This is a genomic window from Gloeothece verrucosa PCC 7822 (assembly GCF_000147335.1).
GTDB classification, from domain to species: domain Bacteria; phylum Cyanobacteriota; class Cyanobacteriia; order Cyanobacteriales; family Microcystaceae; genus Gloeothece; species Gloeothece verrucosa.
Map to the genome: position 1 here is coordinate 40,621 of NC_014501.1, position 26,327 is coordinate 66,947.

A 26,327-nucleotide genomic window follows, 5' to 3' on the forward strand; every position below is an offset into this window, starting at 1 on the left:
CAGCCGAAGTTAAAAATGTGGGCATTAATATTTTAAACAAGTCGGAAAAATCTAATATTAACCTGCCGCCCTTTTTAACTCCCCGAGTAAAAAATCAATAAACTGTCTTGCTGTCCTTCCTGAACGCCCATTATGACGGATCGCCCACTGTTTCGCTTTTTGTTCAATTTCCTCCCATGACAAAGGAATATTAGCTTGTTGCGCTAAAACCCGCACAATTTCCAGATAAGTATCCTGGTTAGCCGCTTCAAAAGTCAAAGTTAAGCCAAAGCGATCACTAAACGATAATTTCTCCTGTACCGTATCCCAAGCATGAACTTCATCCCCTTCACTGGGGCGAGGGCGATCGCCAAAAAACTCTCGAATTAAATGTCGTCGGTTAGAAGTGGCATAAACCACTACATTTCGCGCTTTGGCTGTTAAACTTCCTTCTAAAACCACTTTTAAGGCTTTAAAAGCCTCATCATCTTCTTCAAATGATAAATCATCCACAAAGATAATAAATTTTTGCGGTAAGTCTCGTAATTCTTCTAAAATAATTCCCAGGTCTTTTAATTCTGATTTCCCCACCTCAATTAATCTCAATCCTTGCTCATGATACTGTTGTAATAAAGCTTTAACTAAAGAGGATTTACCTGTTCCTCGGCTGCCATACAATAACACATGAAGGGCGGGATATCCAGCTAATAAAAATTCCGTATTTTTGACTAAACTCTCTTTTTGAGATTCATAAGCAACAATCTCCTGTAATTTTATCGGATCAGGATTAGCAATTCCTGCTAAGTTTCCGTTTTGCCAGCGAAAAGCTTTATATTGAGCAAAAATTCCGCTTCCCTGCTTTCGATAATAATTCGCCAAATCTTCTACAGTATCCGCCCAATTTACCTGTGAAGTTAAAAAGCTGGTTTTAATTGAGGGAAATGTCCAAGGAATGAGAGCAAAATCAACTTGAGTATATTTTTGAACCCATTCCGTGATTTTTTCGGGTTGACAATGATAGACACTTTGCAAAATGGTCAGGTCATATTTAACAGCATCAATTAGAGAATGGGGTAACTCTTCTAGAGATTTTTTTTGGACTTGGCGGCTAAAGGGGTTATCATCCCATAAGATTTGCTCAATCATAAAATCTTGCCAACTTATATTTCTAGCCGCCAGGCTTTTAACCCAGCTTCCATAGGCTTTAAGTAAGGCAATTTTTGTAGATGTTTGCTGCTCTTGCGCTAAAGCTTGTAAAAGATTTAAAAAAGCTTCTCCCACCTCATTAGTGAAAACTGATTGATAAAGAATTAAAGAATAAATTTGATAATATAAGGATTGATTCATAGATTTAGTCATTAGTTATTAGTCATTAGGTTGGGGCGAGCCGCTTACGCTCATTGGTCAATTTTTTACTCTCTAATAAAATCTTGAATTTCTTGGCCTAACCAAGCACATTCTTCTTCTTGAAGATTTTCTCCGATTATATAAGTTCCTTGGGTTGTCCGCAGTCTAACTTGATAACTTTTGGAGACGCAATGTAAAAATACTCCGATCAATTCATAATTCTTTTCTTCTTTTGTTGAATAAGTAAAATTCCACAATTTATAATTAATTTTAAAACTCTCGCTTCGTAAACAAACATGAATATTCAGGAAGCCTAAGAACAGTGCTATTAATAAAATAAAACCCACAGGAGGAAGCACAATCAATAAAATAATTACAGTAGATACTCCTAACCAAAATTGAATAGGGCTTAAACTTATTTGAAAAAAACACGGATAATAAATGTCTATTTTTTCAGGATTTTTAAGCAAATTTATTTTACTTTTTAGCGGTTGACTAAGTTTATTTTTTCGGCCAAATTTTTCTCCATAACGACGGGGTAAATTTCCCGATTGCAGAGCCTCTAGAGCTTCTCTAGCAGAGCTAAAACGCTTTTCAAGACTGATTTGGGTAGCTTGTTGAATCCAACTTAATAAATCCGGTTTAAGACTAACTTTATCAGCAAATTGAATCTGAGAATCTTGATGAGGTAAATCTAGAGGAGAAACTCCAGTTAACAAATGAATTAAAGTTGCTCCCAAAGCATACAAATCTGAAGCCGGAACAGCCCGCCCCCAAAATTGTTCTAAAGGCGCATAGCCGCTTGTTCCTACCACCGTAAACGTGACTCCCGTGACAGCCGCTTGAGCTTGAACGGCTCCAAAATCAATTAAATAAATCTGATGATCTTGTCCGCGAATTAAATTACTAGGTTTAATATCTCGATGAAGCACTGGGGGACTTTGTTCATGAAGATAAATAAGAATTTCTAAAACTTGTGTGGTGAGAGAGCGAATTTCATCTTCAGCAAAGCGTTGTCCTTGGTCTAATAAATCTTGTAACGAAGACCCAGAAATATAATCTTGTACTAAAACAAACCAAGGAATACCTTGTCCGAGATTTTTATCAATTTCAAAATAATCTCGATAACGGGGAATGCGGGGATGATCCAGAGATTGAAGAACTTGGGCTTCCCGTTCAAATAATTTTAATTCCTCCCACTCCATTTGAGGATTAAATGCCAAGAACTTAATGGTTACCAATTGATTAGATTCTGTATCGAGAGCTAACCAAGTTTGATGTCCTGCGGCTGTGCGTCCTAATCGTTGTTGCAATTGATAACGGTTTGTTAAAATTTGTTGAGATTGAAACATGAGTCGCTATTTTTGATGAATCTCTATACATCTGGGCAATGAAATTGTTAAACTACTTTTATTGTTGATTAACCCGTTCTTCTCATTTGTCGGATAGCTGTTGGAGAACTCCTCTAAATAGTTATCTTAACTAACGACCTGCTAGACTTGTGTGCTTAGTTTCTCATGAGCCGACTTTCAAGTCAGACAGAGACATTGTGCTTGGCCATCAGGATAGGCTTATAGCTTTGATAGACCTATATGTTAATATTACAATCCAAGATTGGGTATTCTATAGCTGTGGAGGAATCTTTTAACAGAAATGAGCCTGTGCCAAGGGAGGTGATCATCGCTCTTGAATGAGCATTTGATCATCTCAATAGAAGCCCTGATTCTAGTGTAAGTTTAATATTTACCTTATTAAGTCAAATTCGCTAGGATAAAAAAAATACTTTTTTACCTTTCTCTACTCCTCCCTTCGGACTCAATTTTCCTTTAGGCTTAAAGATATGTTAAGTTTTTTGAAAAAACTGCTTCCTAAGCAATCACAAGGATTTGGGATGGAAATCACCCCAGAGCGAGTAAATCTAGCACAACTATCTAAACAGGGACAAAATTATCGACTGTCCAAATTTTGTACAGTAGAAATTCCTGAAGGAATCTTCCAAGAGGGAAAAATCGTGGATTCTCCAGCTTTAGCGGAAATCATCCAAGAGATGTTGACCGAGTATAAGATTAAAGCCAAGCGAGTAGCCACAGGAGTACCGATGCGGGAGTCAATTATCCGTATTATTCCCATTCCCGCAGAACTCGACGATCAAGAATTACGGGATATGGTACTCAATCATGAAGCAAGTTTATATTTACCTTATCCCAGAGAAGAAGTAGACCTTGATTATCATAAGCTCGGCTATTTTGAAGACGAAGATGGCATTGAAAAAGTTCACGTGCTGCTGGTAGCAACGCGACGGGAAGTGACCGACTCTTACATAGAAACATTTCAGCAAGCGGGTTTACAAGTGGATGTGATAGAAATTAATAGTTTTGCCCTTATTCGTACCATTAGAGAACAACTAAGACAATTTAGTTCCAATGAAGCGGCCGTATTGGTGGATATTGAATTTGACAATACGGAAATAGCCATTGTCGTGGATGGAGTGCCACAATTTTCTCGAACAGTGCCCATCGGAACTTATCAGTTGCAAAATGCTCTCTCACGTGCAATGAATTTACCCACCTCGAGAAGTCCTGATATTCTTCAAGGAATGACCATTCCCGTCACGGCATTTGATAGTATGAGTACCGCAGGAGCGGCGATTAACCCAGGCATGACCGCATTAATGAGAGTTTTAGGCGAACTAACCGATGAATTACGTCGTTCGATCAACTTTTATCTCAATCAGAGCGACGAATTAGAAATAGTACAACTCTTGTTGGCCGGGCCCGGGGGAGGACTTGCCCAATTAGATGAATTTTTTACTCAGCGCTTAAGTATCCCGACGATGCAGATCGATCCGATCACGGCTCTTTCTTTAGATGTTGAGCAAGAGATTACCTCAGTTCAACGACCTGGGTTAGGAACGGTATTGGGTTTAGGATTGCGAGAGGTGTAATTAAAATGTACAGCATAGATATTAATTTTCTTAAAGATCGTCAAAGCGAAGAAGCCAACAAAACCTTTACCCAAACTCGAAGCGCGGCTCCCACCGCTCAAGAACAAATACCGATGCTCATTGGCTTAGGAGTGATGGTTTTGTTAATCGCTTTTCCCTTGGGTTTATTAGCACTTTTGAATTGGCAAACCACTCAAACTCAGAAAAATGTTGAAGAACTAAAGGTCAAGGTAAAAGAGTTTACCGATCAAAATCAAAAATTAACACAAATTCGCAAATACATTCAAGCTATTGATGAAAATACACAATCTCTAGTGAGTGTTTTTAATCAAGTCAAACCGGCCTCAGCGATTTTACAAGAAATTCGCAATCGAATACCTGAAGCAGTACAAGTGAGCAGCATTAAACAAACTTTAGTGCCACAAACAGCACCACCCGGACAACCGGCACCACCCGGACAATCATCAATGATGGCCAATCAGTTAACGCTCGAAGGTTATGCCATCAATTACGATGATGTAAATAAGTTTATATTAAGTTTACAAAACTCTCCTTTTTTCAAAGCTGAGACCATCAAATTGATCAAAGCCGAATCCAGCCCTTTACCACTGGAGTTGGAAAATCCGGAAAAATTTGTCGCAAAAAACCTAATTGTTGAGTTTCCCGAGGGAGTGAAATATACTATTGTCACACAACTCAATGAGAGTCCTGCCTCTCAATTACTACCAGCATTAGCTCGTAATGGTGCTGTTGGATTAGTGACTCGGATTAAAACCCTTGAACAAAAAGGAGTTCTAAAACCATGACATTTTCCGACGAATATACTCCAGAAGAAGGCCAGGATTTTGAAGATTCAAGTAAATATCCAGTGGCTTTTGGCATTACTTTCACCCCAAAAGTAAGCGGAATAGCTTTTGCGATTTTAGGGGGAATAGGGGCAATTTATATATTGTTGAATATGGTTATGCCAGCCTATACCACTTACCAAGAGCAAAAAACCGAAGAAGCTTCTCTGTTGGACAACGTTAACCAACAAAATACTGGTAATTTTGCCAAAAAATTAGCGGCGGCAGAACAAGAACTGCAACAAAAACAAGCTCTCAGAAAAGAAATTTTAGCTTTTTTTGGTAATGAAAAAAGTCTGGACACACTCTTATTGGATATCAATGGTTTTTTTAAATCCAGAAATGTAGAGTTGGTCAGTTTTGAACCTCAAGGGGAAGTAACGGTTATAGATGATGGTTCCCTTGGGCAAGGAGTTAACCAAAAGCTGAAACGTCAGAGTATTAATATTGAAATGAAAGGAGAATTTGAGCAAAGCCAATCTCTATTACGAGATTTAGAAAAATTACAGCCTTTAATTTTAATTAAAAATCTGGTGAGTGAGCCAATAGACAGCAAGCAAAAAGCCGGAGTGTTCGACCGAACCGGAAAGCTTACACCTGCAAAGCTCAAACTGAAAACCACCTTCTTACTAGAAGTGATTTTACCTGTATCTTTTGGCGACCTGCCACCACCACCACCCGACCCATCATCACAATCCGCACAACCCCCACAATAATTATCAGGAGGACGACTGTTTATAAAAATTATTGATTTATCCTAGGATCTTAAAAGGAAAATTAATTATTAATAAAAAGTGTTGCTGACAACATAGGTTGAGGAGTGAATCGTGTATAACTATCATTATCCGCTAATATTAGGGGGAGTCGCTTCGATATTTGTAGCTATCCAGCCATCGTTGCTGGCAAGCCCCGAATCTTCCGACTCTCATTCGGAAAAACCCCCCATTTTTAACGGGTTTTCCCATCAAACTTTGACCACAGAAACAGGGGCCGAAACTTTTTCAATAGAATCTATTGGTAAAGACATCAGGGAGTCATCTATAACAGAGCCAGAAACAAGTTCTTTCCCCCAGACAAGTTCTCTCAATTTTCCCTTAGAAAAAAATGAGGAGTTAAAAGATAAGAAGCTCTTGGCTCAGTCTAGCCCCATGCTTCCTAATCCAGACATCGTAATTGAAGATAAGCAGAAGCAGACTCAACCGACCACCCCGGCTTTTCCCGTCTTACCTCGGGCGGTAGCCCCACCAGTGGGAGATATGGCTGTGTCCAATATTGACTCTATGGCCCAGACCATTGATTTAGGAACTGCGGCTATTATTCCTCGTCTTGTCTTACGGGAAGCACCGGCCAGGGAAGTGTTAGCCGTGTTAGCTCGTTATGCCGGATTTAATCTGATCTTTACCGATAGCCAAACCAGTGCGGCTCAAGGACAGGGACAACAGGGGGCTGTGGCTCCTCAAGGGCAACAAACCGTATCTCTAGATTTAGAAAATGAATCAGTACAAGAAGTGTTTAACTCTGTGCTGATGGTATCAGGCTTAAAAGCCAATCGTCGAGGACGGACAATATTTGTGGGTACTGCTTTGCCGGCAGCCGCTCGGAATTTAATTACCCGTACTATACGACTAAACCAAGTTGAAGCCATCAACGCAGCAACTTTTTTGGCAACACAAGGCGCAGAATATCAACGTTTAGTCACACAAACCGAAGATATTACCGACCCCCTAACAGGCCGAGTCGTGGGACGCAGAGAAACACCACCCGGACTATATCCTCTCACCGTAGTTAACCAAGCCGGAGTAAATTCACCATTATTGTTACAAGGATTATCCCTTGTTGCCGATCAAAGACTCAATTCCATAACCTTAATTGGAGAACCGCGTCAAGTGGAAATTGCCACTTCCATGCTAGTGCAACTTGATGCTCGCCGTCGTCAAGTAGCCGTCAATGTCAAAGTGGTTGACGTTCAACTTCAAGGTACACAATCTTACTCGAGTAGATTTTCCTTTGGCTTTGATGATGGATTCTTTCTTCAAGATAACGGAACAGCCATCTTAAATTTTGGCAATTACAATCCTCCTACCTCAGCACAAACCAACGCCTCAGTCGTTACGCCTCCGGTTATTAGTGTACCGGATGCACTTGGAGGTTTAACGCCCAATATTTTCTTTGATCAACAAAATGCTCCCTTTGGGAATTTCAATTCTGGAAGTGCTGATATTCTCAGAACCGCCAACAACACAATTCCCTATGCTCGTCCGAGTTTTGGGACCTTTAATAACCCGTTTCAACCCGGTGTATCAGCAGCTACCTATGATGCAGCCACTGGACAAAGAACTTTTACCTATCAACTCCCTAATTTATTCCAGTTTCCCCAAAAATTCTTAGCAACCCTACAGGCTAGTATTACCAGTGGTAATGCGAAAATCCTGACCGACCCGACTCTCGTGGTTCAAGAGGGACAACAAGCCACCGTCAAGTTAACCCAAAAAGTGGTTGAAAGTGTTAATACCCAAGTTGATCCTCTCAGTGGCGTTAGAACCACAACCCCGGTTCTACAAGATGCTGGTTTAACCCTTACCGTTGAAGTGGATCGCATTGACGATAATGGCTTTGTGAGTTTATTCGTCAGTCCCACTATTGCCGCTCCCGGTGCCACACAGACCTTTGATAGTGGCAATGGTTCAAATAACACCCTTACCTTGTTATCACGGCGGGAAATGACATCAGGACTGATCCGAATGCGGGATGGCCAAACCTTGATTCTTTCGGGTATTATTAGCGAAACTGAGCGAACAACGGTTACTAAAGTGCCGATTTTAGGAGATATTCCTATATTAGGTGCTTTGTTTAGACGAACCGATAATAATGGAAACCGTAGTGAGGTAATTGTGCTGTTAACGCCGAAAATTATCGATGATCGCCCAGATGCTACCTTTGGAATTAATTATAATCCTGGCCCTGGAGCGGCAGAATTGTTGAGGCGGCAAGGTTTTCCCGTTCAGCCTAAATAAGCCTAACCCTCAAGGGCAAGCAGCGACGAACCCGGCCCGCCTGCGCGGGCTAAATTATAGCACTACGCATTAAAGTTAGGACATGGCGAGAAGATAAAACCTTGTCATAATCAACTGTTGCCTGTTGCGCCTGTTGCCTAGCGCGTAGCGCCATAGCTTAAAAGTTGAATATCTTCGACTCCAGATAACAAAATTTGAGGATTAGCTTGTCCAGGGGAGACAACATTACCCCGGCCTCGAACTTCAATAACCACATCCTCATTGATCAACATATTTCGACCTGAACTAGCAGTAGAAAGATGATCATTCCAAATTTGGGCGAGTTTTTGCCTAATTTTTTCAAATTCTGAGGCATCGTCAAAATTAACTAGAGTAAAATATCGAGTGATGCCCCCTGTGTCTACTGCAAGCGCATAGACATCAAACTTGATTTGAGGACTTTGGGGAAACTTAACCAATTTTCCCTTGACAACAATTTCTTTTTCGTGCCAAGCGGCGATAGAATCAATCATTTGTAGGGGTTTGTCGAGATCAAGATTTAGTCGTAAATGGGTTGGTTGTGTGGGCAGATTTTGCAAGCGATAATGGAGGCGAATAATATCGCCACGAAATAAATCTTTAGTCAATTGAGGAGATTGAACAAATACAGGAATCACAGCATCTTTATACTCAATAACCATCACTCCTCCATCGGCGGCTACGGCGTGAACTTTGCCTATCACACTGGTTTGATTTTTTAATTCTTCAGGCAGAGCAGTTTTTCTTTCATAGGGTTTAAAATCATTTTTATATGACCAAGGTTCTAGAATTTTTAGAGATTCTACTAAAATATGTTTTTGCTGGCTAGGATTAGCAAGAAAGCGCCCTCGAATACACACTTGATCATGACGCTTAACCTCTGTTAAAGCCTTGAAAGCCGCTCTATCATAAGTCACCAAAGAAAACTCACGATGATTGAAAAAATTCTCAGGTTCCCGTACAGAAAGCACAAAAAGTTTAGATGACGAACTAGCACCATGAATTGAACCAATTAAACCAGTCCCTTCAAGTTCATCTTTTAAATTCGTTAGATTAAGCTCTTGATAAGCTTCTGGGTGATAACTACATTGGGGCCGGGAACTCGTTCCCGACTGTTCATCAGCCGCATCGACTTTTTCTATGCTCAAATAGTTAAAGGAAACAATAGCGACAATTATCAAACAAAGCAGGAACAAAGATCTAAATTTTGGGTAACGTTTAAGATTCATTGCCTTTGAGTGGGATCATGATGATAGGGTGGGCATAGATCTAGAAGTTGAAACCTCGTAGAGAATATTTTATCGTGCCCACCAACTTAATTGCTCGTCTTATCAGTCATCCCTGTACTAACTTTGCCTGCAACGTCTCTAGGCGATTTTAACTGGTAATCTGATAAATATTTTCTAACTCGGCTAAAATAATATCGGTTATAATTTGTGAACGATACCGACAAGCGCGAGTTTGGGTAGAGCGAAACGTGCCATTTTCCCAATACTTATTACTGCCTGCCCCCCCACCACATACGCCGAAATATTGACAGGTTTGCTGACAGAGGTCAACCCCGGTTTTCATATCCTGATAAATTTTTAGAAATTTTTCTGTATGACAAACAGATTCTAAAGTATCATGAAAAACATTGCCTAAAATAAAATCTCCGTAATCAGTGGTTTTAACTGATAGTAATTCAGGATCAAAGGTTGAAAAATTGCCTTGATGATCAAAACTCACTATCACAAAAGGAGCATTCATATCAGTATTATTCAGCCGACAATCATTATAAATTAAAGTACAAATCGACTCAAATTCTCGTAGCTGAAATTTTCCCTCACTTTGAGCCGTCAAGTCCCAGATTCTTTGCATAAAAGCCCGATAACGTTCTTCTATACCGATTTTATCCAAAGACGAAGATTGATTAACCCCTTCAGTTTCTTCTAAATTAAATCCTACATCCGTCAGTCCATTTTCCATAAAAAAGTTAAAAATTTCATCCGGATAATCTAAAGAATCTTCAGTAATCACGGCAATAATTTGCACAGGAATGTCATTTTTTTGTAATAAAGATATCCCGCGCATGGTACTGGCATGACTTCCTTTACCCGAGCGAGTTTTACGATGGGCATCATGAATAAATGCAGGGCCATCAATACTGACTCCTACCAGAACTTGATATTCTTTAAACAGGTCACACAAAGCCGCATTAATTAAAGTCGCATTGGTTTGCACAGATTGAAAAATCTGACAAGGTTTTGTACTATATTTTTTCTGAGCTTCAGCAATAATTTGAAAAGCCGAACGATAAAAAGCAACGGGAACAGCCAGAGGTTCACCGGCGTGCCAGCAAATGGTAAAACTGTCTTCGACAAAAGGGCTAGTTAAAACCGTTTTTAAAATCGGATCAATCAGTTCTAAAGATAACTGGTTTTTCAGATGACGATGGGGTAAATAACAATAATCACAGTCCAAATTACAAAAAGACGTGGTCTGAATAACCACTAGGTTAATGGGGCCAAAAGTGCTAATATCAGCCGCCGGGATTTCTAGAAAATTTTGTTGGCTTAAAGTCATATTAATCTATCTTTTTCATCAATATTAGCGGCGATTCCAGAAACCGCCACCATCACCCCAACGACGACCATTAACCCAACTTCCATCTCGACCATTACCCCAGCCGCCACCGTTGCGACCATTAGCCCAACCTCTAGACCCTGAACCATCTACCCAACCTCTACGCCCTGAACCATCTACCCAACCGCGACCACGACCATTTCCCCAGGCCCCGGCTATTTCAGTATCTAAATCGGTTTTAGCTGATTCTGGCAGATGATTTTCTTGTTCTCTAATAGTGGCACTAATTTTAGCTAGACGTTGTTCAATCGTCGGTTTAACAGGACTAGCAGAATTGTCTAAAGTTTTGGCCTCAGAGGAAGGAATATTGAAAGCCGACAGCGCTAATAAAAAGCCTACTAATCCAGTGGTTGTGGTAATGTTCATTCCTATCTTTTTGCCTAATCAGTTATTGAAAAATTAATTTTGCAACGAAACGGTAAGATATATGACATTATATCTATCAATCACTCTAAGTTACTTAAAATCCCTAATTTAATTGAAAAATTAGTAGATTAACGGCGATTCAAGAAACCCCCACCATCAGCCCAGTTACGGCCATTAACCCAACCGCCACCGCCCCTAGTATTTCCCCAACCCCCTCCGCCGCGACCATCAGCCCAACCTCTACCCCCTGAACCATCAGCCCAACCTCTACCCCCTGAACCATCAGCCCAACCTCTACCACGACCATTCCCCCAGGCCCCGGCTATTTCAGTATCTAAATCGGTTTTAGCTGATTCTGGCAGATGATTTTCTTGTTCTCTAATAGTGGCACTAATTTTAGCTAGACGTTGTTCAATCGTCGGTTTAACAGGACTAGCAGAAGTATATAAAGTTTTGGCCTCAGAGGAAGGAATATTGAAAGCCGATAGCGCTAATAAAAAGCCAACTAATCCAGTGGTTGTGGTAATGTTCATTTAGTTCCCTTTGGGTAATGAGCTATTTTTAAATAAATTTTTTTACAAAACGGTAAAACTCGTGACATGATATCTATAATCATCCTATCGAGTTATCTTACTACATTTTTTCCAAATTTTTTCAGAATTCAGCCCAGTAATGAGGAGTAGATATGATCAAAACATTAACACTTGCCCTGATAAGCCTTGCTTTTACTTTAGGAGTTCCCCTAAAATCTGGAGCCGAAACCGTTTTAGAAAGAGTGGCTCGCACAGGTACATTAGTAGTAGGTACAGCGACAGATCTTGTTCCTTTGGCTTATGTTAATGATAAAAACGAACTGGTGGGTTACTCGATAGATTATCTCAATTTTCTCAAAAATCAACTTCAAACTCAACTCGGAAGAGACGTTACCCTACAATTTGTGGAAGTTACTCCTACTGATGCAATTCCTAAGCTCATAAGTCAAGAAGTTGACATTATTTGTAATGCTGCCTTTACTTGGGAGCGAGATAAATTTGTTGATTTCTCTGTCAGTATGGGCCTTGGCGGTACTCGACTTTTAGTGAAGGGCGGCAGTCAATTAGGTTCTGTGGACTCTTTAGCCGGTAAACGGATCGCGGCTATTCGTAACTCCATTCCTGCACAAGTAATTAAAGTCTTACAACCCAAAGCGATAATTGTTAATGTCGAGTCAATGCAAGAGGGATTTGATAGCGTAAAACAGGGCAAAGTTGATGGTTTTGCCGCAAGTGGAATAGTTTTGGATGGTTATCGGCAAACGGTCAGCGACAAAAATGCTTATCAAGTTGTCCCTCAAAAACCCTACAATCGTGAGGGAATCGCTTGTATGGTGCCAGAAAATAACTCAAAGTTTTTAGATGTGGTCAATTTTAGCGTTGTTAGATTGATGCAAGGTTATCTAGATGGAGAACCGAGTTCAGTGGCTATTGTTGAGCGCTGGTTTGGCAAAGATGGAATTATTACCATCGATCCAGAATTAATTCGCAACTATTTTCAGGATGTAGTTAATTCTAGGGAACAAATTATTATTGAAAAGTAAATCCTATAATAAATAATAAGCAATGTAAAATTTCTGAGAGAGCAACCCATGCGCGTAATTCTCATGACTGGCAAAGGAGGAGTCGGGAAAACCTCCGTAGCGGCTGCCACTGGACTGCGATGTGCTGAACTTGGTTACAGAACCTTAGTGTTGAGTACCGATCCCGCCCATTCCCTAGCAGATAGCTTTGATCTCGAATTAGGACACGATCCCCGTTTGGTGCGCCCTAACCTCTGGGGGGCAGAACTCGATGCGTTGATGGAATTAGAGGGGAATTGGGGGGCAGTAAAACGCTACATCACCCAAGTCTTACAGGCGCGTGGGTTAGAAGGGGTACAAGCCGAAGAATTAGCGATTTTACCCGGAATGGATGAAATTTTCGGTTTAGTGCGGATGAAACGGCATTATGATGAGGGAACCTACGATGTCTTGATTATAGACTCGGCTCCTACGGGTACGGCTTTGCGGCTGCTGAGTATTCCCGAGGTGGGCGGCTGGTATATGAGAAGATTTTACAAGCCGTTACAAGGGATGTCTATTGCCCTGCGTCCTCTGTTTGAACCGATTTTTAAACCTATTACGGGGTTTTCCTTACCGGATAAAGAGGTGATGGATGCTCCCTATGAATTTTATGAGCAGATTGAAGCTTTAGAAAAGGTTTTGACGGATAATACTCAGACAACGGTGCGGCTGGTGACTAATCCCGAAAAAATGGTGATTAAAGAGTCTTTACGGGCCCACGCTTACCTCAGTTTGTATAATGTTTCGACGGATTTAATTGTGGCTAATCGGATTATTCCCGATACGGTAACTGATCCGTTTTTCAAAAAATGGAAAGATAATCAACAGATTTATAAACAAGAAATTTACGACAATTTCCATCCTTTACCCATTAAAGAGGTTCCGCTTTATTCTGAGGAAATGTGCGGTTTAGAGGCTTTAGAAAGGTTAAAAGATACGCTTTATAAGGATGAAGATCCGGCTCAGGTTTATTATAAAGAAAATACTGTTCGAGTTGTTCAAGAAAAAAATAATTACAGCTTAGAATTGTATTTACCGGGAGTGCCTAAAGAACAAGTGCAGTTAAATAAAACCGGGGATGAGTTAAATATTCGCATCGGCAACCATCGGCGGAATTTAGTCTTACCTCAAGCTTTGGCGGCATTAAAACCCTCTGGGGCGAAAATGGAAGAAGATTATCTGAAAATTCGCTTTAGTGATGCCCTGAGCGCTTAATTGGCTTTAGGTGGCGGCATACATCTATTTAATTGTGCTGCTTTTCATCGAAACTAAAATGACTACCTAAAAATGCTCAGATAGGTCAAATCTCTAAGACTTACCTGAGCAAACCACAACTCAAGTATTAACGGATTCTGACAATTCCAGAGATTAAGGATAGAGACCGGCTGAAATGACCACATTGATTGTCTACATTGCCTTCAGCCGTTTCAATCAGAGAAGATCCTGAAGTATAACCTCTGACAATACCAATGTGATTGAATTGTCCGTTTACCCCTGACCAATCAAAGGTAACAATATCTCCACGCTCAGGAATTACTTCTCTCTTGGGATGCCAATACCCTTTCTGTTTTCCCCAATACTGCCAAGAGTCAACTAAAGCCATTGATGCCCAAAACCCCTCTGGTTGGTCAGGAATCTCTATTCCTACTTGGCGACAGCAATAGGTTACAAAAGCCGCACACCAATTATAGAAAACAGGTTCCGGGCCGATGTGACCTAATTGTTGCATGATCCGTCGTAAGGGAGCTAGATATTTTTCCGCATCACTTGAAGCCCCATTCCAACGAAGTTTTTTAGCGGCTTCACTGGCGGCAAAACTGGCTAGATTAGGGAGAATAACTTTCCCAGTTCCACCAAGTTTTTCCCAAGTTACTGACCCGACTTCTCCATCAACTAATAAACCACTTCGCAACTGAAAAGCTTTAACGGCTTCTTGCGTCTGATCGCCAAAATCTCCATCAGCCGCTCCTGCGTTAAAATTTAAACGGTTTAGTGCTTGTTGTAAGGCTTTAACATCATCTCCCTTGTCTCCCCATCGTAAAATACGATCTAGAGGGGGTAAAGAAGTTACTTGAACAACTAGAGGGGTTGTAACAGCAGGAGCAGGTTTAGTAGAGGGTGCTATGTGGAAAGTTTTAGCATTAGGATACTTGCTACAAAAACTGATCAAATCTTCTGTACTTCGATCGGGTAATTCCACCACCTCCATTAATTTATCGTTAGCCCATGCCGCTAACACAGCACGCGGAGACGCATTTTCACCCACTTCTTTGCGATATAATTCTAACCAGCTTACTTGCTGAAGTGGGGGAGCAGATATGTGGAGTAATCCTCGTTCTTCCATGCGTTTGATTAAGACCATTGCCCCACATTGTTGACTGACTAAGTTAGGATCATAAATTCCATCTGCTGCATATTTTCCCTTACTATAGTGATTACTAAAACTCCACAAATAAGGAGATTTTACTTGAGGATGATATTGCCGATAACCCCAGCCGTGATATTTCTCAAAACTATAACACATTCCCTCAATACTCCAATCATTCCAGCTAGATAACCCGGCATAATTTAAGGCATCAATCGCTGATGTTGGCCAGTCAAAAGGGGGTTGTCCCTCAACAGGACGGCCTTTAGGGACATGAACCGTTCGAGCCGTTAGAGGGTCTCCATTGTGTAAATGAGTATTAAAATTGAGGCTTGATTCTAATAAATGAATCGCAGCAACAAAATACCAAGGGACATGAGTAGCTTGTTCAACAACTTTATATTTGTCTTTTTTTTGGCTAATCAGATCAATATATTGATCAATTCTATTAATACACTCTGATTTTATTTTACAATTTTTGTAAAGCTCAATATATTCTTTCTTTAGGGCAGCATCTAAAGTCACCATTTTTAATCTCCTTTAACAACTTGACATCAAGATTAGCTTTGGCAACCATCAAAAGCTTATCAATGCAAAGTTCTTATTAAAGCTCTAAAGCCTTATATGATTGCTTTTCAAAGCATATTAATAATAGAAATCTATAAAAAATTCTCAACGAATTTTTGTTGTAAAATAGAATTTATATTGATTTCTATTTCATTAATTTCAATATAGATCTATCTTTAGACATAAGCAAGATTACCCAGAGGTTTCTTAATATATCGATAAGTATTTTGACTTATTGCAACAAACACAATTCTAATTAGGCAGTAAGTGCCTGGACAAAAATAAAGTTAATTGTTGAGCTTAACGTTTATCCAACCTGATAACTGTTAACTCAGGAGGACAGAAAACCCGACCCGGGAAATAAGTCCCCAACCCTCGATTAATATATAATTGATTTCGTCCTACTTGATGCCATCCCTGAACCCAGTGCCAATTTTTCACTACTCTAGAACATAATCTTAAATACGGAATAAATGGCTGTAAAAATTTTGGAGTCAGACGACAAATAGATTGCAATAAAAGCGGCGCAGAACCCAAACCAGGAATAACAACTTGTCCCCCGTGAGTATGACCGGAAAGTTGTAAATCTACTCGCCATTGTTGCAACATTTGAGCCGCATCAGGATTATGACACAAAACCAGCCGAGGAACCCTTGGATCAAGTTTATTCATCACTAAATCCGGCGCAAATTCTTTTGACCAATATTCCGCTAACCCAACGAGAGGAAATTGTTCACCAAATGGCGTAGCAATTTCATTCCATAAAACCCTTATTCCTATGCGAGAAAACGCCTCTATAACTCGTAACTTAGCACCCGGATAATAAATATCATGATTGCCTAAACAGGCATAAATTCCCCAACGGCTTTTAAGGTATTTAAGCCTATCAATTAAATCTTCAATCGGATCAGGCAGATAAGTAATATAATCTCCCGTTAAAACAATTAAATCAGGATTTTCTCTGTTACTGGTAGCAATCACTTCGGCAAGTAAATCTTCTGAAAGCCGCTTTCCGTCATAATGAAAATCGGATAAATGAACTAATTTAAGACCAATGAGGGAAGAAGGCAAATCAGCGATCGCAACTGTCAACCGTTCTACCTTTAAAGGTTCAGTTAAAATCCAATAAACCATTTGTACTTTTTTGACTTTCCCCTTCTACGATACCCTAGATCACAATCGACGAATCTTAAATGAGTATGACTATTAAAGTGTTTGTTACAGGGGGAACAGGGTTTATCGGCACTAACTTAGTGCGGCTATTGTTAGAACAAGGATACTCAGTCAAGGCGTTAGTTCGCCCTAACAGTCGTTTAGATAACTTAAAGGGTTTAGAAATAGAACTAATTAAAGGAGATCTCAATAATCCAGACTTATCTAAACAGATGCAAGGATGTAGCGTTTTGTTTCATGTCGCCGCTCATTATTCCCTTTGGCAAAGCGAAGTAGAGAAATTATATCAAAGTAATGTCTTAGGCACTCGTCAGGTTTTAGCCGCAGCGCGAGAGGCGGGTATTGAAAGAACGGTTTATACAAGTTCAGTAGCGGCGATAGGAGTCGGTAAACCCGGCGAAAGCGTCGACGAAACCCATCAAAGTCCTGTAGAAAAATTAGTCGGACACTACAAAAAATCTAAATACTATGCAGAACAAGAAGCGATAAAAGCCTGTCAAAAAGGTCAAGATGTGGTTATCGTTAATCCTAGCACGCCTATCGGCCCTTGGGATATCAAACCCACCCCCACAGGAGACATTATTTTGCGGTTTTTGCGTCGTCAAATGCCGGCTTATGTGGATACAGGGTTAAATTTGATTGATGTGCGGGATGTAGCCTGGGGGCATTTGTTAGCTTTAGAAAAAGGAAAAACCGGAGAACGGTATATTTTAGGTCATCAAAATCTCAGCTTAAAAGAATTGTTGGAAAAACTGGCTCAAATTACCGCTTTAGAAGCGCCTAAAACGACGGTTCCCCTTTGGTTACCTCTGGCTGTTGCTTGGGTAGAAGAACGCATTTTAGCCCCTTTAGGTAAACCGCCTTCTGTTCCTTTAGATGGTGTAAAGATGTCCACTCAACCGATGTATTATGAGGCGGCTAAAGCGGTTAAAGAGTTAGGTTTACCTCAATCTCCCCTTGAAATTGCCCTTAAGGATGCGGTTGAATGGTTTATGAGTCATGGATATATAGCATGAGGCAATAGGCAATATAAAAAATCCCAATAGCTCTACTTTTAACCTGCTGTCTTTTAATAAGCTAAGACGCATTTAAATTTAATATGCTCAAGTTAAGAAATAAACCTCTAACCCCTTCCCCACACCCTACCCCCTACACCCTGTCGCCAAAAACAATTTAAATGCGTGACAGCTTATAACTCGCGGCAGATGATCCTTAAAAATCCTCTAAAAAATAATTCTCATCAGTCAAACTATCAAACTCTCTTATGAGGGTTGTTTTTTAAGAGAAACCTTTTTAGGCTAAATAGATAAAGTCAAAATAGAAAACTCATTTATGGAAACCAAAAAACTTGGCAAAACTGATATAATTATTAGTGCTATTGGGTTAGGAGGAATGCCCCTGTCCTTACAAACTCGTCCTCCTAGACCCCAGTCTATAGAAGTTATTCACAAAGCCCTTGATTTAGGAGTAACTTTAATTGATACGGCTGACTCCTATTGCCAAGATGAATCTGATAAACATCATAATGAAAAATTGATCGCCGAAGCCCTACAAAAATATAAGGGAGATACTAGCCAGGTTATCGTAGCGACTAAAGGCGGCTTAATGCGGCATGGGGGAAATTGGTCTCGCAACGGCAACCCCGATCATTTACGGACTACGATTCATGAAAGTTATCAAGCGCTGGGAGGAGAAAAACCTATTGCGGTTTGGCAATATCATGCCCCAGATTCTAACTATACCATAAAAGAAGCTTTAACGCCGGCAAAAGAAGCCATTGAGCAGGGATTAATTCGCTATGTTGGGGTTTCCAATTTCTCCGTTGAACAAATTAAACAAGCACGAGAAATAGTAGAAATTGTTTCAGTGCAAAATCAATATAACCCTTGGTATCGTGAGCCTGAATTTGACGGTGTGTTAGAATATTGTGAAGAAGAAGGTTTAACTTTTTTGCCTTGGAGTCCTTTAGGAGGAAGTCGTCGCGTTAGTAGCTTAAAAGATATTCCGATTATTGCCCAGTTAGCACAAGAAAAAGCCGTGTCAGTTTATCAAATTGTTTTGGCATGGCTGCTGAGTAAATCTCCTTGTGTTGTTCCTATTCCTGGGGCGAGTAAAACCTCGAGTATCGAAGATTCTGTAAAGGCTTTAGCGGTGAAACTTTCTTCAGAAGAAATACAACGGCTTGAGAGTCAATTAACTCGCTAAAAAAACAAGAATTAATTATGGTTATTTTATCCCAAAACTCTTCCCCAAATCTCAAAGAAATCCCTACCGAAGACCTGAAACAAGAACTGATTAATTTAACTCAACATCGGGACAAAGATAGACTCAATAAAAAAGTCCAGTTTTATCAAGATACTTTAGCGCCAATTTTTGAAGAGTTAAGTCAACGCAATCCATATCCTCAAGCGGAAGAACAAACTTCTCTTATTGAAGGAGTATGGTTTCCCATTTGGTCGACTATTCCTTTTCAAGACCTCATCCCTGGGCGGCTCATAGAACAGTCTTACCAAATTTTTCTAGACAATGGATACTATGGAAATATTGCTCGTTATGCTCCTTTCAATCCCTTACCGATTTTGGGGAAATTTTCTCAAGCTTTAGTGGCTTATGATTTAATTTTAATTCAAAAATATGCAGTAAAAAATAATCAATGGCTCATTGAAAATGTGGGATTTAAACAAGCTTTAAAATTTGCGGATAGTCCTTTAGATATAGAAAAAGCGAAAAAATGGCTAGTGCAAATTGTTGAATCCCAAGTCAATCTGAATTTAGAAAAACCCGAAGTATTCAACGTTGCTTTTCTGAAAAATATCAATAAAAAAGTTTCTAAGCAATTAAAAGGAGCCTTAAAAGCGACTCCGCATTTTGAACATCTTTATATCGACTCAGACTTTCGTATAGTGAAGAGTCGTAGAGAAGAAAAACAGCGATTTTCTTATACAATTGCTGTTCGTCCACCCTTCAAATTTTGACAAATTGTTTATGGATATTGTAACCCTTGAAGGAAAGCCAGTAAGTCGGTTAGGTTTGGCAGGACATCCAAACACAGAAGAGTCTTTTGTGATGACAGCTTTTAGGAATGGGATTAATTTTTTCTTCTTTTATGATCCCTCTTTTATCAACTTACTCAACGGACTCAAGTCATTAATGGTAACTCACCGGGAACAACTTATCATTGCAACCGGTACTGAAAGCCGAGATTTAGGAGAAATTAGAGAGCAATTGCAGCAGATACGTCAATTTCTCAATACTGATGTGGTGGATGTATTTTTACTGCAATATGTCTCCCCGGATGATACGTTAGAAGATGTACAAGCCGCCTTAGAACAATTGCACATTTGGAAAAGCCAAGGATTAATTCGTTATGTAGGCGCGTCTGTTCATAACCGTCCTCTAGCGTTACATCTCATCAAAAGCGGCTTGTGTGAAGTTTTAATGAACTCATATATAATTAATTTACTGAATGTAACCTTGTTCTCTGCCCCAATTTAGCCAAGCTTCAACCGCTTGCTGAAAATTATCTTCTGGACTTACAGGATCAGCTTTAGTCATCACCGTAAGAGCATAAAACCAATGGTTAGGTTCTCTGCTAAGTTCTTCTAAAATAAAAGGAATAACTTCTTCTCCCATTGTAATAATCTCTTGATAAGCAGGATGTTTGATTTTTTTTGTAATTGAAGAAAGCATTTCTGTTTCTTCCTGCCATTTAGATTTTAAACTTTCAAATTTTTTTCGGGTTTCGGATTGTATATAAGCTTGATTATTTAGGGTTTTTTTGACTGAAAAAATCTGTGGGCGTTTTTTTACTGGTAAAGAGAAACCCGTTTTTTCTTGAAATTCGGCTGGTTCTTGAATTCCTATTTTTAGGATAGCAGGAAATATTAGTCGACAACTAACTTCAACTAATGGATTAAGCTCATAAATTACTCTAGGAGAGTCAGGTATTTTCATAGGTTTGGTTTATGCCTTTAATAAGGCGAGCTTAATTAAGTACCTAAATAATAGATAGTTCTATCACCATCGATCTCTTATAGACAAGCTTACCATAGCTAATGGCTTCAACCACTGACCACTAGGAACAGATATAGCAAAAGTTTGGCCAAGCAGTAAACTCTATAGCGTCGATTTACCAAACCCATCTTTGAACATATCCATTAAAATAATCTTAAGTCCCTATAACCGAGCAAATTCCTATGCGAGATCAGGTGATCGCCTGGTTGTCAAACAACGTTTCCGAGCATCGTCTGCAACATATTCTAGGGGTTGAGCAGATGTCTATTCAACTGGCTTATCAACATGGGGTTGATCCAAAAAAAGCCGGCCTTGCCGGACTAATGCACGACTTAGCCAAATTTTTTCCGCCTAGCAAATTATTACAAATGGCACAAGATAGCGGCCTGAAAATTGATCAACTGTGCCGCAGTGATCCTCATCTACTGCACGCCGATGTTAGTGCCATTGTCGCTAGAGATGAATTTGGGGTAAAAGATGAAGAAATATTAACCGCGATCTCAAATCATACTTTAGGTAGTCCCGAGATGAGTCCTCTTAGTTGTATAGTATTTGTGGCAGATGCTCTAGAGCCAAATCGAGGAGATACTCCTGAGTTAGAACTCATGCGCCAAGTCAGTTGGCAAAATCTTTATAAAAGCGTGCGACAAACCTGTGACTTTTCTTTAAAATACTTACTAAATAGTCATAAAACTATCCATCCCCGTACCATATTAACTCGCAATTGGGCTTTACAAATAGTTAAACAACAAGCACGAACATCAACCCAACCAGAGGGATTGGTTGCTAAGGTGGATACATAATGATTTATAGACCTTAAACAACATCCTTGGATTGAATGACAAATACTGAAAACTATCCCTTAAATAACCTATTAACCCTCTCGTTTCCGACCACTGAGGCAGATAAAAAAACCAGTCGTCTAGCTTGGACGATCGCTCAAGCCGCCGATGATCGCAAAGGGGCTGATATTGTGGCCTTAGATGTATCAGATGTTTCCTATCTAAGCGATTACTTTATCATTGTTACAGGGTTTTCGAGAACACAAGTCAGAGCCATCTCGGATGCGATCGAAGAAAAAGCCGCCATTGAATGTAACCGCTATCCCTCCCGTACAGAAGGAAAAAGCGAAGGAAGCTGGGTACTTCAAGATTATGGCGATGTGATCGTTCATATCTTTTTGCCAGAAGAACGAGAATTTTATAATCTAGAAGCATTCTGGGGCCATGCCAAACGGTTTAACCTGTCTGAAATCGACTCATTGCAAGAGTAGGACGATGATATGAAAGGATCTTATCGGGAAATTTGTCCAGTTCCTAGCGAACAACAACCAGTTAACGAATACGAACAGTTAAAAGAATCTTGGTTTTTTTGCTGGGCGACCTTAGAACCAGTACCATATTGGAGAAAACTAGGATGGGTGTGGTTATGGAGTTGGATCTTAGTCGGCCCCATAGCGGCAACGAGTTTCCCCCTCCAGAAAAAGCCTCTACTATTTGTGTTATCAGCCATCGTAGGAACTTGCTTGATCGTGGGATTGGTTCTACTTCGGTTATATTTGGGATGGTTTTATATCAGTGATCGATTGAACGCTGAACAGGTGTTTTATGAAGAATCCGGATGGTATGATGGTCAAATATGGCAAAAAACCCCAGAAGTATTGATCCGTGATCGCCTAATTCTCTCCTATCAAGTAGAGCCAATTCTCAAGCGGATCAAAAAAACTGCTCTTGTGTTAGCTAGTTTAATCGGTAGTAGCAGCCTTCTGTGGTTCTGTCTGGAAAATATATAACCGCCAACATCCTTTCATTAAAACTTCAAAATCGAATGACCAGGGGAAAACGAACTCAAACGCCCAAAATCGAAGTTCATCTGCTCAGAGAAGGAATTATAGAATCCGTTCATCTGGCTGAAGCCGCCGTCTGTGATGAAAAAGGACGGGTTTTATTAGCCGCCGGCAGTGCCGAAACGGCTACTTTTATGCGCTCGGCCCTCAAACCGTTTCAAGCTTTAGCCGTTACCAGCACCGGCACACTAGAACGTTATGATTTGACGGATAAAGATTTAGCAATTATTTGCAGTTCCCATCAAGGGAACATTGAACAAGCGCGGCAAGTTTTTAATGTTCTTTGGCGTGCAGATATTGATCCAAGTGCCTTGCAATGTCCGATTCCCGAAGGCGGGCAAAGTCCTTTACAATACAACTGTTCAGGAAAACACGCGGGAATGCTGGCGGTTTGTCAGCAGCGCAATTGGCCGCTCAATACTTATCTAAAACGGTCATCTCCTCTACAACAGTTAATTTTAGGTAAAATAGCTGAGTTATTAGGAATGCCTGGAGATGAGTTAATTGGGGCCAGAGATGATTGTGGGGCCCCGACTTATTCGATGCAGCTTGGACAAATGGCTCATTTATATGCTCAATTATCTTCCGGTCAAACTGTAGATATGGAGAGAATTGTCAGAGCTATGACCCATCATCCTACTATGGTAGCCGGTGAGGGAACCTTTGATACTGAACTGATGCGTATCACTGAAGGGGAAATTGTCAGCAAATCCGGTGCAGAAGGCATTCAATGTATTGGACGCATTGGTGAGGGAATGGGGTTAGCCATTAAGGTAAAAGATGGGGCAAAAAGAGCTAAATATGCAGTGGCTATTCAGTTACTCAAACAAATGGGATGGATCAGCCCTAGTGTTGCTGAAGTTTTATCTGAAAAGTTTATGACTTTAAGTAAGTATAAACGTTTGGAAGTGATAGAAGAGTTATCCCTGCTTTAAACTTTAAAAGAGCAAAAATTGGTGCGTGACAATTAGCGTCATGCACCCTACTTAATGGACTATGAGATCACATTTTTAAAGGGCTAAAAAAATCTAATAAAAACATCACCTAGTCATGACAAGAAAGGTAATCAGAATTTACCCAACCTTCTAACCCATTCACTGCCGGATTAGGGCCTTGAATGACACGAACGTTAGCCCAATTTCTTTGTTGAGAGAGTAGGCGAACTGTGTTACCGTTATCAAGTCCAGCCCTTGATTTTCCGTTAGGACTAAAACGGAGGGCTAATTGTCCTCTTTCAATATTAATAACATCACAAACAACAGGCCCTCTTTGAGGTTGATTATTGGATTGAAGACGGATTTGGCTAGAATGAATATAGCCCATTTCTCCACAGGCATCAGTGACATACCATCCATTTTGTGAGCCATAAATATTGATAGGGCTAACGGTTCGCACTGAACATAATACTGCCCCGTTAGGCGTAACCCTCACATTAGAAGGAGGGTCAAAAACAACCGCCTGACCACTGGGTTGTGCAGCGACTTTCGTAATATTAGTAAACAAAGAAAGAGCTACAGGGATTAAAGTGATGCCAAATTTTACTAAGTTTTTATTAAATTTCATACCACTGTTATCTCCTTGAGTTATGATTTTGTGGCAATTTATTAAAGCTTTAAATTATCTAGCTGCTAGAGAAGCGAGTTGATCAGCTATATTTTTAGGAACGCCTCAATGGATTTAATCGTTAGTATCTTGCCTTGCACCACTATCTTTCTTAATTATCTTCCATTTTCTTTAGCAATCGCAAGTAGTACAATTTACTCATCAAGAAGCAACAACAATAGCAGAAGCGAGAAAGCAACCAGAAATTGCTCTCAACTGCCTAAGAGCAACTTCAACAGCAAATCGATGAATCCTCGACAAGCTAAATTCTGGGTTCTAGCCGAGGAGTTAATGACAAATAGAGTGCTTAACTTCTCCACCGTAGAATTTTCGCCTCAACCGGATTGTTAAAGGGTCTATTTTCTTGCTGGGAGCGCTCGTATTCCCGCTTTAAACTAAAATACCATTTCGCCTGAGTATCAGCATCATCAATTAACATCAAAGAAGGATGATAACTTAACCCCTCTTGCTGCTTAATCACCACGTCTCGATCCTGATTTAAAAATTCTACGGTTAAATAACGCATAATCGGCTTAAAAATCCCCAGCCAAGGAATAGTCCAATAAATACTTTGATGCACCTCGCATTGATTTTCATCAATGGGTGTAATAGCCGTTAATAAACAGGCTTTATGACGATCGCCCCTTAAAATCTCTTGTCTAAGCGTCGGTAACTGAAAAACAATTTCGATCGATACTTTATTTCCCAATAACTTATAAGGTTTAGCACTCACCGGCATTTCATAAGGCGCTAAGCGAAAACCCATCGGCACCGGTTCATAGAGTTTTTCTTTAACGCGAAACTTTCTTGGACCACTGCGCCACCACCAAGCGCTATGAACATAAGGACCATGTGCCGGGTCCATTAATCCAATCACGGCCTGGTCCACATCACAAGCAAAGTGAGAAGTTTCGGCAATTTGGGGGGCAGTTTTACCAAAATCAGGCACGGTGGGAACTGGCGGAAGTTCAGACTCATCAAGATTTCGTTTAGCTTCAGAGGGAATATACACCCAGATGTGACCCTGAATTTCACGGGCAGGATAAGTCTGAACTTGTATGCGTCGAAAATCTAACTTATCATATTCGGTTAAAGAGGGAATTTCTGAGCAACGCCCATCTTTAGTATCAAACTTCCAGCCATGATAACAACAACAAACGTCATCCCCTTCTAGCCAACCGTGACGTAAGGGAATTCCTCGATGGGGGCAAATATCCCGCATAGCAAATACTTCACCATCAGCTTTTCGCCCAATTAAAACCGGTTCACCTAGCATTTTTTTACCCACTAGCTGGCCGGCTTTGAGGTTTTTCGCCGCTAGTGCTACGTACCAAAAATTACGTAACAAGGTTGTCATCTTAAGTCTCCCTCCTTTCAATGCCTTGGGCTGATCATTAACCAGTGTAGAATCATATCATTGATTTACATCTATATGACTAAATAGTTAAGTAAATGTTTCTCGGCTTAACCCTTAACTTATTTATAGCCGCCGAATACAGCTATACCATAATACTTCCAATGAACCGCTACCCCTGATAAGAGTTTTTAAGATTTACGACTCCTGAGTCCAAAAATTTTTAATAAAATCCTGTAACTCTCCTTTGGCTATCTGAATTTTTGAAGGGGTTAAATCCATTTTTTCTAATTGACTTAAAATAGGAATAACTTCTATATCTAAAGCCGCTCTAAACAAATTCATCGGAAAAATCAAATCCGAAGTTAGACGAACATCCACCACTTGTTTTTCCGGCACAAAATCCTCAAAAATAGCAGCTTCAAGCGATAACTTAGCCAAAATCAAGGGACGCACCCAACATAATTCTCTTGTGGTGATCACTTGAACCACTTCACCATAAAGACAAGAATTTTTATGTTCTAAACAAACAATTTGGCAAGGTTTAAATTGATTTTTTTTATCCATATTTTTTAAAATTCAAAACTCAAAACCCGAAAAACTGAATTTTGAATTACTATTTCATGGTAGAAAACTTTTTGGTCAATAAATAGTTACTTTAATTACTTACA

General features: G+C 40.0%; 26 protein-coding genes. 14 read left to right on the forward strand and 12 right to left on the reverse strand.

Annotated features, from left to right (window positions below; genetic code table 11):
- Positions 1-57: 57 nt before the first annotated feature.
- Both CYAN7822_RS00165 and CYAN7822_RS00170 read right to left on the reverse strand, forming a co-directional pair.
- A complete protein-coding gene (locus tag CYAN7822_RS00165; RefSeq protein ID WP_013320198.1) occupies positions 58-1,326 on the reverse strand; it encodes an ATP-binding protein in 1,269 nt (422 codons plus the stop codon).
- Positions 1,327-1,391: 65 nt separating this feature from the next.
- On the reverse strand, positions 1,392-2,678 hold the full coding sequence (locus tag CYAN7822_RS00170) for a serine/threonine protein kinase (RefSeq protein WP_013320199.1): 1,287 nt from the start codon (positions 2,676-2,678) through the stop codon (positions 1,392-1,394).
- A gap of 488 nt (positions 2,679-3,166) precedes the next feature.
- On the opposite strand from CYAN7822_RS00170, the gene pilM reads away from it, so the two are divergent.
- The 4 genes from pilM to CYAN7822_RS00190 all read left to right on the forward strand — a co-directional run bounded on the left by pilM (position 3,167) and on the right by CYAN7822_RS00190 (position 8,129).
- Positions 3,167-4,270 (forward strand): type IV pilus assembly protein PilM, encoded by a 1,104-nt coding sequence (pilM, locus tag CYAN7822_RS00175; RefSeq protein WP_013320200.1) that lies wholly within the window; start codon positions 3,167-3,169, stop codon positions 4,268-4,270.
- A gap of 5 nt (positions 4,271-4,275) precedes the next feature.
- Positions 4,276-5,076 (forward strand): PilN domain-containing protein, encoded by an 801-nt coding sequence (locus CYAN7822_RS00180; RefSeq protein ID WP_013320201.1) that lies wholly within the window; start codon positions 4,276-4,278, stop codon positions 5,074-5,076.
- Complete coding sequence (gene pilO, locus CYAN7822_RS00185; RefSeq protein ID WP_013320202.1) at positions 5,073-5,831, forward strand: type 4a pilus biogenesis protein PilO; 759 nt, start codon at positions 5,073-5,075, stop codon at positions 5,829-5,831. The genes CYAN7822_RS00180 and pilO overlap by 4 nt, the downstream gene beginning before the upstream one ends.
- Before the next feature lie 111 nt (positions 5,832-5,942).
- Entirely contained in the window at positions 5,943-8,129 is a 2,187-nt protein-coding gene (locus CYAN7822_RS00190; protein ID WP_013320203.1) for a secretin and TonB N-terminal domain-containing protein, read from the forward strand.
- A gap of 137 nt (positions 8,130-8,266) precedes the next feature.
- On the opposite strand, the gene CYAN7822_RS00195 is transcribed toward CYAN7822_RS00190, so the two are convergent.
- The 4 genes from CYAN7822_RS00195 to grrA (CYAN7822_RS00210) all read right to left on the reverse strand — a co-directional run bounded on the left by CYAN7822_RS00195 (position 8,267) and on the right by grrA (CYAN7822_RS00210) (position 11,671).
- The gene (locus tag CYAN7822_RS00195; protein WP_013320205.1) at positions 8,267-9,376 is read right to left on the reverse strand and encodes a hypothetical protein; all 1,110 of its coding nucleotides are present in this window, start codon (positions 9,374-9,376) and stop codon (positions 8,267-8,269) included.
- 148 nt (positions 9,377-9,524) lie between these two features.
- A complete protein-coding gene (grrM, locus tag CYAN7822_RS00200; protein ID WP_013320206.1) occupies positions 9,525-10,712 on the reverse strand; it encodes a cyclophane-forming radical SAM/SPASM peptide maturase GrrM/OscB in 1,188 nt (395 codons plus the stop codon).
- A 24-nt stretch (positions 10,713-10,736) separates the two neighbouring features.
- Positions 10,737-11,138 carry a GrrA/OscA1 family cyclophane-containing rSAM-modified RiPP gene (gene grrA, locus CYAN7822_RS00205; RefSeq protein WP_013320207.1) on the reverse strand — a complete coding sequence of 134 codons (402 nt, stop codon included), beginning with the start codon at positions 11,136-11,138 and terminating at the stop codon, positions 10,737-10,739.
- Positions 11,139-11,266: 128 nt separating this feature from the next.
- Positions 11,267-11,671, reverse strand: a complete 405-nt coding sequence (gene grrA, locus CYAN7822_RS00210; protein WP_013320208.1) for a GrrA/OscA1 family cyclophane-containing rSAM-modified RiPP — start codon at positions 11,669-11,671, stop codon at positions 11,267-11,269.
- Between the two features lie 152 nt (positions 11,672-11,823).
- On the opposite strand from grrA (CYAN7822_RS00210), the gene grrP reads away from it, so the two are divergent.
- Positions 11,824-12,714 (forward strand): extracellular substrate binding-like orphan protein GrrP, encoded by an 891-nt coding sequence (gene grrP, locus CYAN7822_RS00215; RefSeq protein ID WP_013320209.1) that lies wholly within the window; start codon positions 11,824-11,826, stop codon positions 12,712-12,714.
- A 48-nt stretch (positions 12,715-12,762) separates the two neighbouring features.
- On the forward strand, positions 12,763-13,950 hold the full coding sequence (locus tag CYAN7822_RS00220; RefSeq protein WP_013320210.1) for a TRC40/GET3/ArsA family transport-energizing ATPase: 1,188 nt from the start codon (positions 12,763-12,765) through the stop codon (positions 13,948-13,950).
- A 127-nt stretch (positions 13,951-14,077) separates the two neighbouring features.
- Here CYAN7822_RS00220 and CYAN7822_RS00225 read toward each other — a convergent pair whose 3' ends face one another.
- Positions 14,078-15,628 carry a peptidoglycan-binding protein gene (locus CYAN7822_RS00225; protein ID WP_013320211.1) on the reverse strand — a complete coding sequence of 517 codons (1,551 nt, stop codon included), beginning with the start codon at positions 15,626-15,628 and terminating at the stop codon, positions 14,078-14,080.
- A gap of 339 nt (positions 15,629-15,967) precedes the next feature.
- The gene (locus tag CYAN7822_RS00230; protein WP_013320212.1) at positions 15,968-16,801 is read right to left on the reverse strand and encodes a metallophosphoesterase; all 834 of its coding nucleotides are present in this window, start codon (positions 16,799-16,801) and stop codon (positions 15,968-15,970) included.
- 65 nt (positions 16,802-16,866) lie between these two features.
- Between CYAN7822_RS00230 and hpnA the strand changes: the two genes are divergently transcribed.
- The 4 genes from hpnA to CYAN7822_RS00250 all read left to right on the forward strand — a co-directional run bounded on the left by hpnA (position 16,867) and on the right by CYAN7822_RS00250 (position 20,335).
- On the forward strand, positions 16,867-17,856 hold the full coding sequence (gene hpnA, locus CYAN7822_RS00235) for a hopanoid-associated sugar epimerase (RefSeq protein WP_041933085.1): 990 nt from the start codon (positions 16,867-16,869) through the stop codon (positions 17,854-17,856).
- 316 nt (positions 17,857-18,172) lie between these two features.
- The gene (locus tag CYAN7822_RS00240) at positions 18,173-19,045 is read left to right on the forward strand and encodes an aldo/keto reductase (RefSeq protein ID WP_013320214.1); all 873 of its coding nucleotides are present in this window, start codon (positions 18,173-18,175) and stop codon (positions 19,043-19,045) included.
- Between the two features lie 17 nt (positions 19,046-19,062).
- A complete protein-coding gene (locus CYAN7822_RS00245) occupies positions 19,063-19,815 on the forward strand; it encodes a hypothetical protein (protein WP_013320215.1) in 753 nt (250 codons plus the stop codon).
- A 10-nt stretch (positions 19,816-19,825) separates the two neighbouring features.
- On the forward strand, positions 19,826-20,335 hold the full coding sequence (locus CYAN7822_RS00250) for an aldo/keto reductase (RefSeq protein ID WP_013320216.1): 510 nt from the start codon (positions 19,826-19,828) through the stop codon (positions 20,333-20,335).
- Here the strand turns inward: CYAN7822_RS00250 and CYAN7822_RS38835 are convergent.
- The gene (locus CYAN7822_RS38835; protein ID WP_013320217.1) at positions 20,300-20,794 is read right to left on the reverse strand and encodes a hypothetical protein; all 495 of its coding nucleotides are present in this window, start codon (positions 20,792-20,794) and stop codon (positions 20,300-20,302) included. The two genes, CYAN7822_RS00250 and CYAN7822_RS38835, sit on opposite strands and share 36 nt — an antisense overlap.
- Positions 20,795-21,036: 242 nt before the next feature.
- On the opposite strand from CYAN7822_RS38835, the gene yqeK reads away from it, so the two are divergent.
- The 4 genes from yqeK to CYAN7822_RS00275 are packed head-to-tail and all read left to right on the forward strand — an operon-like array spanning position 21,037 to position 23,635.
- Positions 21,037-21,657: a bis(5'-nucleosyl)-tetraphosphatase (symmetrical) YqeK gene (gene yqeK, locus CYAN7822_RS00260; RefSeq protein WP_013320218.1), complete on the forward strand. Its 621-nt coding sequence runs from the start codon at positions 21,037-21,039 to the stop codon at positions 21,655-21,657.
- A 35-nt stretch (positions 21,658-21,692) separates the two neighbouring features.
- A complete protein-coding gene (rsfS, locus tag CYAN7822_RS00265) occupies positions 21,693-22,127 on the forward strand; it encodes a ribosome silencing factor (RefSeq protein WP_013320219.1) in 435 nt (144 codons plus the stop codon).
- A gap of 9 nt (positions 22,128-22,136) precedes the next feature.
- The gene (locus tag CYAN7822_RS00270) at positions 22,137-22,646 is read left to right on the forward strand and encodes a CGLD27 family protein (RefSeq protein ID WP_013320220.1); all 510 of its coding nucleotides are present in this window, start codon (positions 22,137-22,139) and stop codon (positions 22,644-22,646) included.
- 35 nt (positions 22,647-22,681) lie between these two features.
- Complete coding sequence (locus CYAN7822_RS00275) at positions 22,682-23,635, forward strand: asparaginase (protein ID WP_013320221.1); 954 nt, start codon at positions 22,682-22,684, stop codon at positions 23,633-23,635.
- A gap of 109 nt (positions 23,636-23,744) precedes the next feature.
- Here the strand turns inward: CYAN7822_RS00275 and CYAN7822_RS00280 are convergent, their stop codons facing one another.
- The 3 genes from CYAN7822_RS00280 to CYAN7822_RS00290 form a co-directional block, all read right to left on the reverse strand.
- The gene (locus tag CYAN7822_RS00280) at positions 23,745-24,263 is read right to left on the reverse strand and encodes an SH3 domain-containing protein (RefSeq protein WP_013320222.1); all 519 of its coding nucleotides are present in this window, start codon (positions 24,261-24,263) and stop codon (positions 23,745-23,747) included.
- A gap of 346 nt (positions 24,264-24,609) precedes the next feature.
- Positions 24,610-25,659 (reverse strand): Rieske 2Fe-2S domain-containing protein, encoded by a 1,050-nt coding sequence (locus CYAN7822_RS00285; protein WP_013320223.1) that lies wholly within the window; start codon positions 25,657-25,659, stop codon positions 24,610-24,612.
- 195 nt (positions 25,660-25,854) lie between these two features.
- Positions 25,855-26,223, reverse strand: coding sequence for a hypothetical protein (locus CYAN7822_RS00290; protein WP_013320224.1), 369 nt, complete (start codon positions 26,221-26,223; stop codon positions 25,855-25,857).
- Positions 26,224-26,327 lie beyond the last annotated feature (104 nt).

Excerpts from the sequence above, each read along its gene's own strand:
- CYAN7822_RS00280 (WP_013320222.1), bottom strand. The coding sequence starts at position 24,263 with ATGAAATTTAATAAAAACTTAGTAAAATTTGGCATCACTTTAATCCCT.
- grrP (WP_013320209.1), top strand. The coding sequence starts at position 11,824 with ATGATCAAAACATTAACACTTGCCCTGATAAGCCTTGCTTTTACTTTA.
- CYAN7822_RS00275 (WP_013320221.1), top strand. The coding sequence starts at position 22,682 with ATGACCAGGGGAAAACGAACTCAAACGCCCAAAATCGAAGTTCATCTG.
- CYAN7822_RS00240 (WP_013320214.1), top strand. The coding sequence starts at position 18,173 with ATGGAAACCAAAAAACTTGGCAAAACTGATATAATTATTAGTGCTATT.
- grrA (WP_013320208.1), bottom strand. The coding sequence starts at position 11,671 with ATGAACATTACCACAACCACTGGATTAGTTGGCTTTTTATTAGCGCTA.
- pilM (WP_013320200.1), top strand. The coding sequence starts at position 3,167 with ATGTTAAGTTTTTTGAAAAAACTGCTTCCTAAGCAATCACAAGGATTT.
- CYAN7822_RS00250 (WP_013320216.1), top strand. The coding sequence starts at position 19,826 with ATGGATATTGTAACCCTTGAAGGAAAGCCAGTAAGTCGGTTAGGTTTG.
- CYAN7822_RS00285 (WP_013320223.1), bottom strand. The coding sequence starts at position 25,659 with ATGACAACCTTGTTACGTAATTTTTGGTACGTAGCACTAGCGGCGAAA.
- yqeK (WP_013320218.1), top strand. The coding sequence starts at position 21,037 with ATGCGAGATCAGGTGATCGCCTGGTTGTCAAACAACGTTTCCGAGCAT.
- hpnA (WP_041933085.1), top strand. The coding sequence starts at position 16,867 with ATGACTATTAAAGTGTTTGTTACAGGGGGAACAGGGTTTATCGGCACT.
- CYAN7822_RS00230 (WP_013320212.1), bottom strand. The coding sequence starts at position 16,801 with ATGGTTTATTGGATTTTAACTGAACCTTTAAAGGTAGAACGGTTGACA.
- CYAN7822_RS00220 (WP_013320210.1), top strand. The coding sequence starts at position 12,763 with ATGCGCGTAATTCTCATGACTGGCAAAGGAGGAGTCGGGAAAACCTCC.
- CYAN7822_RS00225 (WP_013320211.1), bottom strand. The coding sequence starts at position 15,628 with ATGGTGACTTTAGATGCTGCCCTAAAGAAAGAATATATTGAGCTTTAC.
- CYAN7822_RS00290 (WP_013320224.1), bottom strand. The coding sequence starts at position 26,223 with ATGGATAAAAAAAATCAATTTAAACCTTGCCAAATTGTTTGTTTAGAA.
- grrA (WP_013320207.1), bottom strand. The coding sequence starts at position 11,138 with ATGAACATTACCACAACCACTGGATTAGTAGGCTTTTTATTAGCGCTG.
- CYAN7822_RS00180 (WP_013320201.1), top strand. The coding sequence starts at position 4,276 with ATGTACAGCATAGATATTAATTTTCTTAAAGATCGTCAAAGCGAAGAA.
- CYAN7822_RS00170 (WP_013320199.1), bottom strand. The coding sequence starts at position 2,678 with ATGTTTCAATCTCAACAAATTTTAACAAACCGTTATCAATTGCAACAA.
- CYAN7822_RS00165 (WP_013320198.1), bottom strand. The coding sequence starts at position 1,326 with ATGAATCAATCCTTATATTATCAAATTTATTCTTTAATTCTTTATCAA.
- CYAN7822_RS00195 (WP_013320205.1), bottom strand. The coding sequence starts at position 9,376 with ATGAATCTTAAACGTTACCCAAAATTTAGATCTTTGTTCCTGCTTTGT.
- pilO (WP_013320202.1), top strand. The coding sequence starts at position 5,073 with ATGACATTTTCCGACGAATATACTCCAGAAGAAGGCCAGGATTTTGAA.
- CYAN7822_RS00245 (WP_013320215.1), top strand. The coding sequence starts at position 19,063 with ATGGTTATTTTATCCCAAAACTCTTCCCCAAATCTCAAAGAAATCCCT.
- CYAN7822_RS38835 (WP_013320217.1), bottom strand. The coding sequence starts at position 20,794 with ATGAAAATACCTGACTCTCCTAGAGTAATTTATGAGCTTAATCCATTA.
- grrM (WP_013320206.1), bottom strand. The coding sequence starts at position 10,712 with ATGACTTTAAGCCAACAAAATTTTCTAGAAATCCCGGCGGCTGATATT.
- CYAN7822_RS00270 (WP_013320220.1), top strand. The coding sequence starts at position 22,137 with ATGAAAGGATCTTATCGGGAAATTTGTCCAGTTCCTAGCGAACAACAA.
- rsfS (WP_013320219.1), top strand. The coding sequence starts at position 21,693 with ATGACAAATACTGAAAACTATCCCTTAAATAACCTATTAACCCTCTCG.